The organism is Sphingomonas sp. (assembly GCF_036388435.1).
Taxonomy (GTDB): Bacteria; Pseudomonadota; Alphaproteobacteria; order Sphingomonadales; family Sphingomonadaceae; genus Sphingomonas.
The window spans coordinates 1-14,564 of the sequence record NZ_DASVRV010000015.1; the positions used below are offsets into that span (position 1 = coordinate 1).

General features: G+C 68.7%; 18 protein-coding genes. 11 read left to right on the forward strand and 7 right to left on the reverse strand.

The features are described from left to right. The 5 genes from VF592_RS04195 to VF592_RS04215 form a co-directional block, all read left to right on the forward strand. Positions 1–443, forward strand: a 443-nt coding sequence (locus VF592_RS04195) for a DUF3034 family protein (protein ID WP_331004357.1), incomplete at its 5' end; no start/stop codon positions are given. Positions 444–455: 12 nt separating this feature from the next. Further along, positions 456–911 carry a group 1 truncated hemoglobin gene (locus tag VF592_RS04200; protein WP_331004358.1) on the forward strand — a complete coding sequence of 152 codons (456 nt, stop codon included), beginning with the start codon at positions 456–458 and terminating at the stop codon, positions 909–911. Between the two features lie 177 nt (positions 912–1,088). Then, on the forward strand, positions 1,089–1,340 hold the full coding sequence (locus VF592_RS04205) for a DUF6894 family protein (RefSeq protein ID WP_331004359.1): 252 nt from the start codon (positions 1,089–1,091) through the stop codon (positions 1,338–1,340). Between the two features lie 207 nt (positions 1,341–1,547). Beyond that, positions 1,548–2,264: a Crp/Fnr family transcriptional regulator gene (locus VF592_RS04210; RefSeq protein ID WP_331004360.1), complete on the forward strand. Its 717-nt coding sequence runs from the start codon at positions 1,548–1,550 to the stop codon at positions 2,262–2,264. A gap of 57 nt (positions 2,265–2,321) precedes the next feature. Beyond that, positions 2,322–3,059 (forward strand): NAD-dependent deacylase, encoded by a 738-nt coding sequence (locus VF592_RS04215; RefSeq protein WP_331004361.1) that lies wholly within the window; start codon positions 2,322–2,324, stop codon positions 3,057–3,059. On the opposite strand, the gene era is transcribed toward VF592_RS04215, so the two are convergent. The 3 genes from era to lepB are packed head-to-tail and all read right to left on the reverse strand — an operon-like array spanning position 3,026 to position 5,416. After that, entirely contained in the window at positions 3,026–3,922 is an 897-nt protein-coding gene (gene era, locus VF592_RS04220) for a GTPase Era (RefSeq protein WP_331004362.1), read from the reverse strand. The two genes, VF592_RS04215 and era, sit on opposite strands and share 34 nt — an antisense overlap. A 31-nt stretch (positions 3,923–3,953) precedes the next feature. Next, positions 3,954–4,619, reverse strand: coding sequence for a ribonuclease III (gene rnc / locus VF592_RS04225; RefSeq protein WP_331004363.1), 666 nt, complete (start codon positions 4,617–4,619; stop codon positions 3,954–3,956). Beyond that, positions 4,616–5,416, reverse strand: a complete 801-nt coding sequence (lepB, locus tag VF592_RS04230; RefSeq protein WP_331004364.1) for a signal peptidase I — start codon at positions 5,414–5,416, stop codon at positions 4,616–4,618. The genes rnc and lepB overlap by 4 nt, the downstream gene beginning before the upstream one ends. 111 nt (positions 5,417–5,527) lie before the next feature. Between lepB and pgi the strand changes: the two genes are divergently transcribed. The 4 genes from pgi to gorA are packed head-to-tail and all read left to right on the forward strand — an operon-like array spanning position 5,528 to position 9,040. Further along, entirely contained in the window at positions 5,528–7,021 is a 1,494-nt protein-coding gene (pgi, locus tag VF592_RS04235; RefSeq protein ID WP_331004365.1) for a glucose-6-phosphate isomerase, read from the forward strand. Positions 7,022–7,065: 44 nt separating this feature from the next. Further along, positions 7,066–7,278 (forward strand): type II toxin-antitoxin system VapB family antitoxin, encoded by a 213-nt coding sequence (locus VF592_RS04240; RefSeq protein ID WP_331004366.1) that lies wholly within the window; start codon positions 7,066–7,068, stop codon positions 7,276–7,278. Continuing rightward, positions 7,275–7,691, forward strand: coding sequence for a type II toxin-antitoxin system VapC family toxin (gene vapC, locus VF592_RS04245; RefSeq protein ID WP_331004367.1), 417 nt, complete (start codon positions 7,275–7,277; stop codon positions 7,689–7,691). The genes VF592_RS04240 and vapC overlap by 4 nt, the downstream gene beginning before the upstream one ends. Then, complete coding sequence (gorA, locus tag VF592_RS04250) at positions 7,691–9,040, forward strand: glutathione-disulfide reductase (RefSeq protein WP_331004368.1); 1,350 nt, start codon at positions 7,691–7,693, stop codon at positions 9,038–9,040. The genes vapC and gorA overlap by 1 nt, the downstream gene beginning before the upstream one ends. Positions 9,041–9,151: 111 nt before the next feature. Here the strand turns inward: gorA and VF592_RS04255 are convergent, their stop codons facing one another. Beyond that, positions 9,152–9,919 (reverse strand): enoyl-CoA hydratase/isomerase family protein, encoded by a 768-nt coding sequence (locus tag VF592_RS04255; protein WP_331004369.1) that lies wholly within the window; start codon positions 9,917–9,919, stop codon positions 9,152–9,154. A gap of 183 nt (positions 9,920–10,102) precedes the next feature. Between VF592_RS04255 and VF592_RS04260 the strand changes: the two genes are divergently transcribed. Beyond that, a complete protein-coding gene (locus VF592_RS04260; protein WP_331004370.1) occupies positions 10,103–11,299 on the forward strand; it encodes an acetyl-CoA C-acyltransferase in 1,197 nt (398 codons plus the stop codon). Positions 11,300–11,490: 191 nt separating this feature from the next. Here VF592_RS04260 and rarD read toward each other — a convergent pair whose 3' ends face one another. Continuing rightward, positions 11,491–12,381 carry an EamA family transporter RarD gene (rarD, locus tag VF592_RS04265; protein ID WP_331004371.1) on the reverse strand — a complete coding sequence of 297 codons (891 nt, stop codon included), beginning with the start codon at positions 12,379–12,381 and terminating at the stop codon, positions 11,491–11,493. 122 nt (positions 12,382–12,503) lie between these two features. Here rarD and VF592_RS04270 point away from each other — a divergent pair, with 122 nt between their 5' ends. Beyond that, positions 12,504–13,280, forward strand: coding sequence for an SDR family oxidoreductase (locus VF592_RS04270; RefSeq protein ID WP_331004372.1), 777 nt, complete (start codon positions 12,504–12,506; stop codon positions 13,278–13,280). Here the strand turns inward: VF592_RS04270 and VF592_RS04275 are convergent. Both VF592_RS04275 and VF592_RS04280 read right to left on the reverse strand, forming a co-directional pair. Then, on the reverse strand, positions 13,277–13,540 hold the full coding sequence (locus VF592_RS04275; protein WP_331004373.1) for a hypothetical protein: 264 nt from the start codon (positions 13,538–13,540) through the stop codon (positions 13,277–13,279). The two genes, VF592_RS04270 and VF592_RS04275, sit on opposite strands and share 4 nt — an antisense overlap. Before the next feature lie 55 nt (positions 13,541–13,595). After that, the coding region (locus VF592_RS04280) for a dihydrolipoamide acetyltransferase family protein (RefSeq protein ID WP_331004374.1) at positions 13,596–14,564 on the reverse strand (969 nt) is incomplete at its 5' end.

Below are 14,564 nucleotides of genomic sequence, written 5' to 3' on the forward strand. Positions count from 1 at the left end.
CGGTCGGCGTGCAGCACAAGCGCGCGGACCGGGCACCGGTGCTTCGCGCGGTCGGCGCCGGCAAGGCGAACGGCACCGATTACTATCTGTCCGCGACCAAGGTCTTCCTGGCGCGGAGCCTGATCGTCAGCGCGACCTTGCGCCTGACCGAGGCCAATCAATGGGGGCTGCTGGGCCATGGCGGCGACAAGGGCACGAAGCACGGCGCGCAGTTCGAGGGATCGGCGGCGCTGATGCTGTCCCCCCGGATCGCGGTCGGCGCGGAGCTGCGCACCAAGCCCGACCGGCTCGGCTTCGCGCAGGAGGACGACGCCTATGACCTGTTCGCCGCCTGGGGCATCCACCGCCACCTGACCCTGACCGCGGCCTATGCCGATCTGGGCGACATCGCGACGGTGAAGAACCAGCGCGGGCTGTTCGTCCAGCTCCAGACCGGATTCTGAAAAGGCACGACCATGATCCTGCTCGCCCTGCTGCTGCAGACCGCTCCCGTCGAGGAGCCGGTCGCCCCCTACCTCCAGAGCCCCGCCAATGCCGGCGCGACCCCGATCGCCGACGACGGCGTGTGGCGGGCCTTTCACCGGCGCGAAGGGGTGACGCGGATCGTCGACCGCTTCGTCGCGCGCAACCTGGCCGATCCGCGGATCGGCGATACGTTCAAGGGGCAGGACCTGGTCCGACTGCGCCGCGTATTGGGCGAGCAGTTCTGCTATCTGCTCGGCGGCGGTTGCACCTATACCGGACGGTCGATGAAGGACGCGCACAAGGACATGGGGCTGCAAAGCGCCGACATGGGCGCGCTGGTCGAGAACCTGCAATGGGCGATGCGCGCGGAAGGCGTGCCCTTCTTCGCGCAGAACCGGCTGCTGGCGAAGCTCGCGCCGATGAAGCGGCACATCGTCGAGCGGTAGTCCGGCATCGACCCGTTGCGGACGTTCAGTCCAGCCCGAGCTAATCAGCCCCCGTGCGCATCAACTCACGCCGGGGCATTTTCGACCGACCCATGGAAAAAAACTGTCGAGTCGGCGACAAGAGGTGCACAACCGGCGTTCTTGACCCGGCGGGCGCCCCCGCTCTGGCGCGTACCCATGACCATCTATTATCTCAACGTGCGGACCGAGTCCCACATCGCGACCTCGTTGAAGGTCGAGCAGGCCGATCTGACGGGGCTACGTATCGAGATGGCGCGGTTCGTGGGCGAGCTGCTCAAGGATCATGCCGACCTGATCTGGAAAGACGAGGACTGGCGGATCGACGTGACCGACGAGGCAGGGCTGATCCTGTATGTCATGCAGATTACCGCATCGGACACAGCCGCGACGATGCCCTTCGGGCATTAGCGGGCATGTAGACTCCATAATCGCCTGGACCGGCCACGTGATGAACATTGTTCATTGTTATCAACCCGTGTTATAGACCTGCTATCCTCGATATCAGCCAGCAGGCGTCGACGGCTGGCAGTGTTCCCAAACTTCCGCTTGCACGACGGAAGTTCGGTCATGAACCGGTCCATCAACACTCCCCTACAAATGTTCGTCGACCGCTTGTTGACGCGCTCCATCCTGACCGAGGAGGAGCAGCAGGTCGTGCTGCGACTGCCGACCCACGCGATGCAGGTCCAGAGCAGGCAAGACTTCGTTCTCATGAACGAGGAGGCGACCTATAGCTGCCTGATCGTGTCCGGGCTGGTCGGGCGCTTCGGCCAGACGGTGGACGGTTCGCGGCAGATCACCGCATTACACATACCGGGCGACATGGCCGATCTGCACTCGGCGGTGAGGCCGATCGGGGTCGGTGGGCTGATGGCGCTTTGCCCTACGACGGTCCTGCGGGTGCCCCATGACGCGATCAGGGCATTGGCCGCGCGCTATCCGGCGATCGCGGAGGCGTTATGGAGGGACTGCATGCTCGACGCGGCGATCCTGATGGAGTGGGTGGTCGATGTCGGTCGGCGAAACTCGCAGACCCGGCTGGCCCATGTCCTTTGCGAGATGTCGATCCGGGCCGGCGGCGGCCGCGAGGCGACGCTCGACTATGCCTTTCCGATCACGCAGGAGCATCTGGGCGACGCGGCGGGCCTGACGCCAGTGCACGTCAACCGGTCGCTCAAGATACTGCGCGAGCAAGAACTGGCGACGTTGAAAGGCGGGCGGGTGCGGATTCACGACTGGGAAGCGCTCGCGAGTGCCGGGGAGTTCGATGCCTCCTACCTCGTCGCGGATACCGCGCCCGCGCGACAGAAGCGGCTGCTCGCCACAATCTGAGCGAGCCTCCGCTTTCCACCCTTAGCGGACATCCCCTCGATCGGCTAAGCGCGGGCGATGCGTGAACTCCAGACCCTCGTAATCCTCACCGGCGCGGGCGTGTCCGCCGAAAGCGGGCTCGCCACCTTTCGCGGGCCGGGCGGGCTGTGGGAGGGGCACCGGGTGGAGGATGTCTGCACCCCCCAGGCGCTGCGCCGCGACCCCGAGCTCGTTCACCGCTTCTACGACGAGCGCCGCGCCGCGCTGGCGGGCGTGGAGCCGAACGCCGCGCACCGGGCGCTCGCGCGGCTGGAGGCGGAATGGGCGGGCGCGTTGCTGCTGGTGACGCAGAATGTCGACGACCTGCACGAACGCGCCGGATCGACGCGGCTGGTGCACATGCATGGCGAGCTGAACGCCGCGCTCTGCGCCCGCTGCGGCGAGCGGCGGCGCTGGGCCGGGCCGCTGCCGCCCGGAACCCCCTGCCCGGCCTGCGCCGCGCCGGCTTTGCGCCCCGACATCGTGTTCTTCGGCGAGATGCCCTATTCGATGGAGCGGATCGAGCGCGCGGTCGCGGGGGCGGACCTGTTCGTGTCGATCGGCACGTCGGGCGCGGTCTATCCGGCGGCGGGGTTCGTCCAGGTGGCGGCGAGGAGCGGCGCGCGGACGCTGGAGCTCAATCTGGAACGGTCGGCCGGGAGCGACTGGTTCGACGAGACGCGGCTCGGCCTGGCGGGCGCGCTGGTGCCCGCCTGGGTGGACGAACTGCTCGCGCGCCGGGCTTATTCCACCCAGTCGAGCCCCATGTCCCGGTAGACCTCCCGGTCGTCGGCCCAGCCCTCCTTGACCTTGACGTGGAGGTAGAGGTGGACCGGCCGCTCCATCAGCGTCGCGAGCTGGACGCGGGCGCGCGCGCTGATCTCCTTGATGCGCGCGCCGCCCTTGCCCAGGACGATGGCGCGCTGGGTCGGGCGCTCGACCAGGATCTGCTGGTGGATCTCGACCGACCCGTCGGCGCGTTCCTGATATTTCTCCGTCTCGACCGCGCTGGCATAGGGCAGCTCGGCGTGGAGCTGGAGGTAGAGCTGCTCGCGCGTCACCTCCGCGGCGAGCGCGCGTTCGGTCGCGTCGGACACCTGGTCGGCGGGATAATGCCACGGCCCGACGGGCATCATCCCGGCCAGCGCCGATTTCAGCTCGGGCAGTCCGTCGCCGGTCTGCGCGCTGACGAACCAGATCTCGTCGAAGGGCACGACCGCGTTCAGCTTCTCGGCATGGCCCAGCAATTTCGCCTTGTCGGCGATGTCGACCTTGTTGAGCACCAGATGCTTGGGCTCGGGCCGGCTGGCGATCCGCTCGGCGATCGAGGTGACCTTGGGGCCGAGCCCGCCCCGGCCGTCGACGACCAGCGCGATGATGTCGGCGCCCTCCGCCCCCTCCCAGGCGGCGGCGACCATCGCGCGGTCGAGGCGGCGGCGCGGCTCGAAGATGCCGGGCGTGTCGACGAGCAGCAATTGCGCGTCGCCCTCGATCGCGACGCCCAGCAGCTTGGTGCGCGTGGTCTGCGCCTTGGGGCTGACGATGGCGACCTTCTGGCCGACCAGCGCGTTGACCAATGTGGACTTGCCGGCATTGGGGGCGCCGACGACCGCGACGAGGCCGCATTTCTGTTCAGTCATGGCGTGCGATTAGGCGCGCGGGCGCCTGGCGTCACCCCTTGAGTTGACGCAGCAGCGTCTTCGCGGCGGCGGTCTCCGCCTCCTGCTTGCTGGCGCCGGTCGCGCGCGCCTCGTGCTGGCGCCCGACGCGGACGACGACGGTGAAGCGCGGGGCGTGGTGCGGCCCCGACCGGTCGGCGATGCTGTATTCGGGGGGCTTGCGATTGTTGGCGGCGGCCCATTCCTGGAGCTGCGACTTGGGATGCTGGGGCGCCTTGTCCTGGGCGTGGACCCGGTCGGCCCAGGCCCGGCGCACAAAGGCGCGCGCGGGGTCGAGCCCGGCCTCGAGATAAAAGGCGCCGAGCAGCGATTCCATCACGTCGCCCAGCACATTGTCGCTGTCGAGCGCGCCGTCGTCGCGCGCCTGCTTGCCCAGGCGCAGATGATCGCGCGCACCCAGTTCGCGCGCGATTTCGGCGCAGGTCGCCCCCGACACCAGGGTGTTGAAGCGTTTGGACAGATTGCCCTCGGGCTCGGCGGGGAAAAGCTCGAACAGCCATTCGGCCATGCCGAGCCCCAGCACCCGGTCGCCGAGGAATTCGAGGCGTTCGTAATTGTGTTCGCTCTGACTCGAATGCGTCAGCGCGCGCTCGAAGCGGGCCAGGTCGACCGGCGGGCGGCCGAACACCTGTTCCAGCCAGCGGGGCAGCTCGCTCAAAACGTCTCGCCGATCCGCTCGAACCGCGCCGCCGAGACCCAGGTCCAGGGCTTGAGCCATTCGGCATTGCCGTCGGTCGAGAAGAAGGTGACGAGCGCGCGGCCTTCCAGATTGGCCTGGGGCACGAAATGGAAGCCGACCGGGGGCGCGAAGCGGCTGTCGCCGCTATTGTCGCGATTGTCGCCCATCATGAACAGATGCCCGGCGGGCACGGTGAAGACCTCCGTGTCGTCGGCCGCGGGTATGTCCGCCTGATCGAGCACGTCGTAGCTCCGCCCGCCCGGCAGCGTCTCGCGGTAACGGCGATAGCGGCAGATCGGGCCGTCGGTGCCGACATCCTGAAATTGCGAGGGGCAGGTGTAATTGGGGGTGATCGGCACCGTGAAGTCGGCGACGCGGCGCTTGGGGATCGCGCGGCCGCTCAGGAACAGCCGGCCGCCGCGCATCTGCACCGTGTCGCCCGGCAGGCCGATCACGCGCTTGATGACGTCATGATCGTTCAGCGGGTTCGCCCGGAACACCGCCACGTCGCCGCGCTCGGGCTGCGAGCCGAGGATGCGGCCCGGGATCAGCGGCAGTCCCCAGGGCAGCGACCAGCGCGAATAGCCGTAATTCCATTTGCTCACGAGCAGATAGTCGCCGATCAGCAGGCGGGGCAGCATCGATTCCGACGGGATTACGAAGGGCGCGAGCACGAAGGATCGGAACAGCAGCACGAACAGCGCGAGTTTGAGCAGGAAGCGCAGCGTTTCCGCGCCTTCCGAGCGCGGCGCGGACCGCTTGGGGGTGATGGCCATGGTCCGATTAACTGCGCGACCGCGTTCAACGCGTCAAGGTTCGCCGCTTTTGCTGGTGGCGCCGCCCCGCGCGCGGCATTACCTGCGCGCCACCAATCGGAGTTACCAAGCATGGCCGCAGACTGGACCGCGATCGAAGCCCTGCCCTCGCCCCGGCTTTCCGACCTGTTCGGAAACGACCCCGACCGGCTCGCGCGGCTGTCGCTCGACGTGGCGGGCATCCATTTCGACTGGTCCAAGACCCATCTGACCGCCGACGCGATCGCCGCTTTCGAGCAACTGGCGCGCGCCTGCGACCTGGCCGGCAAGCGCGAGGCGATGTTCGCGGGCGAGCCCGTCAACGTCACCGAGGGCCGCCCCGTCGAGCACACCGCCGAGCGCGGCGAGGGCAAGCCCGAAAGCGTCCAACGCGCCGCCGCCTATCACGCGCGGATGCGCGCGGTGATCGATGCGATCGAAGCGGAGGCGTTCGGCCCCGTACGCCACATCCTGCATGTCGGCATCGGCGGCTCCGCGCTCGGCCCCGATCTGCTCGTCGACGCGCTGGGGCGCGAGAATGAGCGCTACGACGTGGCGATCGTGTCCAACGTCGACGGCTCCGCGCTGGAGGAGGCGTTCGCGCGCTTCGACCCCGCCGCCACCCTGCTCGTCGTCGCGTCCAAGACCTTCACCACGACCGAGACGATCCTGAACGCCCAGTCGACGATCAGCTGGATGGTCGAACACGGGGTCGAGGACCCCTATGGCCGCGTCATCGCGCTCACCGCCGCGCCTGACGCCGCGATCGAATGGGGCGTCGACGAAACGCGGGTGCTGCCCTTTTCCGAAGGCGTGGGCGGGCGTTATTCGCTGTGGTCGTCGATCGGCTTTCCCGCCGCGATCAAGCTGGGCTGGGACGCGTTCCAGGAACTGCTCGACGGCGCCGCCGAGATGGACCGGCATTTCCGCCTGGCCGCGCTCCACGAGAACGCCCCCGCCCTCGCCGCCTTCGCCGACCTTTATTACACCCAGGTCCGTGGCGCCGAGACGCGCGCCACCTTCGCCTATGACGAGCGGCTGCGACTGCTCCCCAGCTATCTCCAGCAGCTGGAGATGGAATCGAACGGCAAGGGCGTGACGACCGACGGTCGGCCCGTCGGCCGGCCGACCGCGCCGATCACCTGGGGCGGGGTCGGCACCGACGCGCAGCACGCGGTGTTCCAGCTCCTTCACCAGGGCACCCACCTTGTCCCCGTCGAATTCGTCGCGGTGATCGAGCCCGGCGACATCCTCGACGAGGAGCATCACCGGCTGCTGCTCCTCAACGCCTTCGCGCAGGGCGCGGCGCTGATGCAGGGCAAACAGGCCGAGGACCCCGCGCGCAGCTATGGCGGCGACCGGCCCTCCTCGACCCTGCTCCTCGACCAGCTCGACCCGCGTACCCTGGGCGCGCTGATCGCCTTCTACGAACACCGGGTGTTCGTGAGCGGGGTGCTGCTGGGCATCAACTCGTTCGACCAGTTCGGCGTCGAGCTGGGCAAGGAAATGGCCAAGGCCGCGGCCAAGGGCGGCGGCGACTTCGACGCGTCGACCACCGACCTGATCCGGCGGGCCGGTCTGGACTGAGGGCGATCATGTGCCTATGTGTAGTACGTACGGGAGCTATACACATGAGGACCAATATCGAGATTGATGAGGCGTTGATGGCGGAGGCCATGAAGGCGCTCGGCACGAAAACCAAGCGTGAGACGGTCGAGGCGGCTCTACAGCATATGGTGCGAGCCAAGCGACAGCTCCGGGCGTTCATGGAACTCAAGGGAATTGGTTGGGAAGGCGATCTCGAATCGATGAGGACAGATAAGCCGCTGCCCGACCACGGATGATCCTGATCGACACCAGCGTTTGGATCGACCTGTTCGCGGATCGGGCCACACCTCAGGTTCTCCGTCTACTTGGGTTCATCAATGAGAAGCAGGCTCTCGCTATCGGCGATCTGGTCCTGACCGAAGTCCTTCAGGGCGCACGTGACGATGCGCACGCGCGGCGGCTTCTTGATCGATTGCGGACGTACGAGCCCATCACGATCGTGAACGGGAAAGTAGCGATAGCTGCGGCCGGGCACTACCGTGCCCTTCGTGGCCGAGGCCTTACGGTTCGGACTACGATCGATACGCTGATCGCCACACGCTGCATCTTGGATGGCATTCCGCTTCTATATAGCGATCGTGATTTCGATCCGTTCGTCGCGCATCTCGGCCTCAGGTCGGCGCTGGACCTCGATCCCGGAGTGAATTGATGCCCGACATCTACGACTACGACCTCCTCACCATCGGCGCGGGCTCCGGCGGGGTCCGCGCGTCGCGCGTCGCCGCCGCGCACGGGGCGCGCGTCGCGGTCGCGGAGGAGCACCGGGTGGGGGGCACCTGCGTCATCCGCGGCTGCGTGCCCAAGAAGCTGCTCATCTACGGCGCGCATTTCGCGGAGGACCTAAAGGATGCGCGGCGGTTCGGGTGGAACGTTCCCGAATGCGCGTTCCACTGGCCGACCCTGCGCGATAATGTGCTCGCCGATGTCGATCGGCTCAACGCCGCCTATACGACCACGCTCGAGAATCACGGGGTGGCGATCATCCATGAGCGCGTGACGGTCACCGGGCCGAACAGCGTCAAGCTCGCCAGCGGCCGCGAGGTGACGGCGCGCACCATCCTGGTGGCGGTGGGCGCGCATCCGGTCGTTCCCGACTTCCCCGGCCGCGAGCATGGCATCACCTCGAACGAGGCGTTCCACCTGCCCGAAATCCCGAAGCGCGTGCTGATCGCCGGGGCGGGCTATATCGCCAATGAGTTCGCGGGCATCTTCAATGAATTCGGTGCGGCGGTGACGCTGATGAACCGGTCGGACGTGATCCTGCGCGGGTATGACGCGCAGATCAGGGACCGGCTGCTGACCATATCGATGACCAAGGGCATCGATTTCCGCTTCAACGCGCGGTTCGAGGCGGTGGAGAAGAATGCGGACGGCAGCTTCACCGTCAGCATGACCAACCACGACCCGCTGACGGTCGACCTGGTCATGTTCGCCACCGGCCGTGCGCCCAACACGCGCGGGCTGGGGCTGGAGACGGCGGGGGTCGAGCTCGATGCCAACGGCGCGGTGCGCGTGGGCGCGGACAACCGCTCGACCTGCGAGAGCATCTATGCGATCGGCGACGTGACCAACCGCATCCAGCTGACCCCCATCGCCATCCGTGAGGGCCAGGCCTTCGCCGACACGGTGTTCGGGGGCAAGCCGACGGTCGTCGACTATACCAATGTCCCCGCCGCGGTGTTCAGCCACCCGCCCATCGCCGCCGTCGGCATGACCGAGGGCGAGGCCCGCAACGCGCTGGGGTCGGTCAAGGTCTACACCTCCGACTTCCGCCCGATGAAGAACGTGCTGGCGGGCCGCAACGAGCGCGCGCTCTACAAGATGATCTGCGAGGGCGAGACGGGGCGCATCGTCGGGCTGCACATGATCGGGCCCGACTCGCCCGAAATCCTCCAGGCGGCGGCGGTGGCGATCAAGGCGCGGCTGACCAAGGACGATTTCGACGCGACGGTCGCCTTGCATCCGACGATGGCCGAGGAGCTCGTCCTGATGCGGTAGGCGCAGCCTAACGCAGAGAACAAGCTCCTCGGCCGGCGACCGCACGAGCCGATCTCGCGCGTGTCGTCCGACGGCGTGGCTTCGCCACGACGCCCCTTCTACTTTCCCCCATCACTCCCCCAAGAACCGCCCTGGCCGCCGCTCGTTCACCGCCCGCACCCCTTCAGCGAAATCCCGCGTCTTCTGCAGCCACGCCTGCTCCGCCAGCTCATGATCGGTCGCCGCCGCCACCAGCGCGGCCAGGTCGCCCCTGAGCGTCGCCCGCGTCGATCGGACCGCCAACGGCGCCCCCGTCGCGATCTCCCGCGCCAGCGCCAGCGCGGCGTCGTCCAGCCCGCCGGCCGCGACGAGCTGGTCGGCCAGCCCCCAATCGAACGCCTGCTCGCCGCCGATCCGCCGCCCCGTCAGCAGCATCGTCAGCGCGCGCTGCCGCCCGACGACCCGCTCCAGCACCGCCGAGATGCCGAACCCAGGATGGAAACCGAGCTGGACGAAATTCGCCACGAACCGCGCCTCGGGCGCCGCCACCCGGAAATCGGCGACCAGCGACAGCCCCAGCCCCGCGCCCACCGCCGATCCCTGCACCGCCGCGACCACGGGCTTGGCCACCCCGAACAGCTTCGCCGCGGCGACGTAGAAGGGGTTGCGCTCCCCCGCCGGCCGTTCCTCGGCGACCGGATTGGCGTTGGCGAGGTCGGCGCCCGCGCAGAAGATGCGTCCCTCCGACCGCAGGAGGATCGCGCGCACCTCGCGGTCGGCATCGGCGGCGTCGAACGCGGCCCCGATCGCCTCGATCAGCGCCAAGTCCGCGAAATTGTGCGGCGGTCGGCTGAAGGTCACCACCGCCACATGGCCGTCCCTGGTCGTGCTCACGGTCATTGTTCCACCTCCCGTTCGTCCCGAGTAGGGGCCGAGTAGCCGAAGGCGTAGCGAGGGTCCGTATCGAAGGACAGGTCTTCGCGTACCGATCCTTCGATACGGGACTTCGACGAGCTCAGCCCCTACTCAGAACGAACGGAAGGGGTTAGTCGAAGCCTGCATCCATTCACGAAAGGCCCCTCCATGCGCGAAGCAGCGATCGTCTCCACCGCCCGTACCGCCATCGGCAAGGCCTATCGCGGCGCGTTCAACGCGACGGAGGCGCCGGTGCTCGCCGCCCATGTCATGGACGCGGCCGTCGAGCGCGCGGGGATCGACCCGACGCGGATTGACGAGATCTTCTGGGGCGTCGGCAATCAATGGGGCACGCAGGGCGGCAATGCCGGCCGGATGGCGAGCTTCGCGTCGAGCCTGCCGCATTCGGTGCCGTCCTTCACCCTCGACCGCAAATGCGGCTCGGGGCTGACGGCGGTGGCGCTCGCCGCGCGGTCGATCATGTGCGACGAGATCGACGTCGCGCTGGCGGGCGGGATGGAGAGCATCAGCTTCACCGTCACCAAGGACGCGCCGCGCTACGTCAACAACTCGGTCACCGCCAAGGTGCCCGCCGCCTATATCCCGATGATCGAGACCGCCGAGATCGTCGCCGAACGCTACGGCATCTCGCGCGAGGCGCAGGACGACTACGGCGCCCGGTCGCAGCAGCGTGCCGCCGCCGCGCTGGCGCGCGGCGCCTTCGTCGAGGAGATCGCCCCCATCACCGTCGAAAAGGCGTTGTTCGACAAGGAGGGCAACCGGACCGGGACCGAGACGGTCACGCTGGCGCAGGACGAGGGCATCCGCCCCGGCACCACCGTCGAGGGCCTACGCGGGCTCAAGACGGTGTGGGGTGGCGGCGCGTTCAGCGGGCCGGGAACGAGCGTCACCGCGGGCAATGCCAGCCAGCTCTCCGACGGCGCCTCGGCGCAGCTGCTGATGGACCGCGCGACCGCGCAGGCGGAAGGGCTCGACGTGCTCGGCATCTATCGCGGCTTCCAGGCGGCGGGCTGCGAGCCCGACGAGATGGGCATCGGCCCGGTCTTCGCGATCCCGAAGCTGCTCGACCGCGCGGGACTGTCGGTATCGGACATCGGTTTGTGGGAGCTGAACGAGGCGTTCGCGTCGCAATGCCTTTATTGCCGCGATCATCTCGGCATCGATCCCGACAAGTATAATGTCGATGGCGGCGCGATCGCGGTCGGCCATCCCTTCGGCATGACAGGCAGCCGCCTCGTCGGCCACGCGCTGATCGAGGGTCGCAAGCGCGGCGTCCGGTGGGTCGTCGTGTCGATGTGCACCGCCGGCGGCATGGGTGCTGCCGGGTTGTTCGAGATCGTGTGAGGCGGTGGGCCGCGCTAGGTTTGAAGAAGGTCGGTTCACGCGGAGGCGCGGAGACGCGGAGAGGACCTGCTTCGATGATCTCTTCGACCGCGCCAGCGGCGAAATTGCTTTGCGGCCCGATGGTCAAGGCCGCTGGCGCGGCGGGGCCGATCCGTGGATCACGCGTTCTCCGCGCCTCCGCGTGAACCAATTCAGGCGGGCGCCACCGCCCGCCCCGCCCGCCAGCTGTCCCAGCCATAAAGGGCGCATCCCGCCCAGATCAGCCCGAAGGTGACGAGGTGGACCGGGCGGAGCACCTCGCCGAACAACAGCACCGCCAGCGCGAACTGGATCGTCGGTCCCAGATATTGCAGCAGCCCCAGCGTGGCGAGGCGCAGCCGACGTGCCGCCGCCGCGAACAGCAGCAATGGCGCGGCGGTGACCGCGCCGGCCAGGACCAGCAGCCAGTCGGTGCGCGCATCCTGTCCGAACGCCCCCTGCCCCACCGACCAGCCGTGAAGCAGGACGATCGCCGCCACCGGCGCCAGCACCAGCGTCTCGACCAGCAGCCCGCCCAGCGCGTCGATCGCGACGGTCTTGCGGATCAGCCCATAGACGCCGAAGCTCAAGGCGAGCGTGACCGATATCCACAATCCGCCCCCGCCGGCCAGCGCCATCGCGGCCACCCCCGCCGCCGCCAGCGCGACCGCGACGCCCTGGACCGGCCTGATCCGCTCCCCCAGCACCGCCATGCCCAGCGCGACGTTGACCAGCGGGTTGATGAAATAGCCAAGGCTCGCGTCGAGCACGCGATTGGACTGCACCGCCCAGATATAGACCAGCCAATTGACCGCGATCAGCACCGCGCTCGCAGTCAACAGCGACAGGGTGCGCCCGCGCGCCGCCGCGCGGATGCTCCCCAGCCGCCCGAGCACGCCCGCGACGATCACCAGCAGCAAGGCCGACCACAGCACCCGGTGCGCGAGCACCTCCGTCGCGGGAATCCCGTGCAGCAGCCGCAGATAGAGCGGCATCAGCCCCCAGAGCACATAGGCGGCGATGCCCAGCAGGATGCCCGAGTCGATGGGAAGGCGCTTGTTCATGCGCGCGCCTTCGCGGGTGCGGCTTGGCGGCGCAAGCGACCTGCGCGTCGGGCAAGGCCGGCCCGCTTGCTTTTCCTGCCGCTCAAGCGGAGGCTCGACCGCGCAACATCGGAGCCGAACCCATGCCCACCGCACTCATCACCGGCGCGTCCGCCGGCCTCGGCGCCGGTTTCGCCCGCGCGCTCGCCGCCCAGGATCACACGCTGATCCTGACCGCGCGCCGGACCGACCGGTTGGAGGCGCTGGCCGCCGAGCTGCGCGCCGCGCACGGTGTCGCCGTCCATGTCCTCGCCGCTGACCTGGCCGATCCCGCCGCGCCCGCGCGCCTGCTCGCCGACATCGCGGCGGCGGGGCTCACGATCGACCTGCTCGTCAACAATGCCGGTTACGGCGCGCGTGGCGATTTCGCGGCGCTCGACCGCGACGAACAGCTCGGCATGGTCGACCTCAACTGCCGCGCGCTGGTCGCGCTCGCGCACGGCGTGCTGCCGCAGATGATCGCGCGCGGATCGGGCGCCATCCTCAACATCGCCTCCACCGCCGCCTTCCAGCCCGGCCCCTGGATGGCGGTCTATTATGCCAGCAAGGCCTTCGTGCTGAGCTTCTCGGAGGCGCTGCACGAAGAGGTGCGCGGATCGGGCGTGCGCGTCTCCGCGCTCTGCCCCGGCCCGACCCGCACCGAATTCGCCGACCGCGCGGGTATGGGCGACATGGCCGCCTTCGACGCGATCGCCAGCGATGCCGACACCGTCGTCCGCGACGGCCTGGCCGCGATCCGCACGAACAGCGCCGTTAAGATATCGGGTGCGGTGAACACGCTGATGGCCGACGCGGTCCGCTTCGCGCCGCGCATGGTCGCGCGCAAGCTGGCGGGATCGTTCCAGAAACGGCGGGGCTAGCCGATCCCGTCATCGGCCTTGGCGCGCTCCTGCGCCAGGCCGGCGCGGCCCGACGATTCGGCGAATACGGTGCCGGACACCTCCTCCACCACGACGCGCCGGCCGGCCGCTACCCGTTCCTCATGCACCTGCTCGGGATCGGCGGGCACCAGCGTGTCGCCATTCTCGCCGCGCATTCCCTGGGGCGCGGGCGGGGTGCGGTTGCCGTCGTCCGCCTGTCCGTAGACCCGCGGTTCTTCGTTCCGGTCGCTGTCGGGCATCGCCGTCTCCATTGCTCGTCCACCGGGTGAACGCGACAGGGAGCGGATAAGTGCCTCAATCGGCGAAGAGCAGCACCGGGGTCTCCAGATAGCGCTTGAGCGCCTGGACATAGCTCGCCGCGTCCCAGCCGTCGACGACGCGGTGGTCGCAGGAGATGGACAGGTTCATCAGCTTGGCCCGGCGGATGTCATCGCCGTCAAACACCGGCCGCTCGACGATCTTGTTGGGGCCGATGATCGCGACCTCGGGCCGGTTGATGACGGGCGTCGTCGCGATCCCGCCAAGCGGTCCAAGCGAGGTGACGGTGATCGTGCCGCCGCCCATCTCCTGCGGCGTGAGCTTGTTCGCGCGCGCGGCCTCGGCCAGCCGCGCGATCTCCGTTGCGAGCTGCCAGACGTTGCGGTCCTGCGCGTCGTGGATGACGGGAACGGTCAGCCCGGCATCGGTCTGCGTCGCCATGCCCAGATGCACTCGGCCGCTCCGCGTCACCACGCCCGCCTCGTCGTCATAGCGCGCGTTGAGCATCGGGAAGTCGGGCAGCGAGCGGCAGATCGCGACGATCATCAGCGGCAGCATGGTCAGCTTGGGCCGGGCGCCGCGATTGTCGTTCAGCGACGCGCGCATCCGCTCCAGCTCGGTCACGTCGATCTCGTCGACATAGGTGAAATGCGGGATGTTGCGCTTCGACGCGGCCATGTTCTCGGCGATGCGGCGGCGCATCCCGATGACCTTGACGGCCTCGTCGGCGCGGGCGCGGCCGGCGCCGGGCGCCCCATAGCCCTGGCCGGCGCCGTAGCGCAGGAACGCGTCGAGATCGGCATGGCGCACGCGGTCGGACTCCGACCTCACCTGCGCCAGGTCGACGCCGAGCTCCCTGGCGCGCTGGCGCACCGCGGGGGAGGCGAGCGCCTTTTGCCCCCCTCCCTGGACAGGGAGGGGTCGGGGGTGGGGGGACGGGATAGGATCGGCCACCGGCTCACGTCTACCCACCCCTTGTTCCTCTCCCTGTCCAGGGAGGGGAGA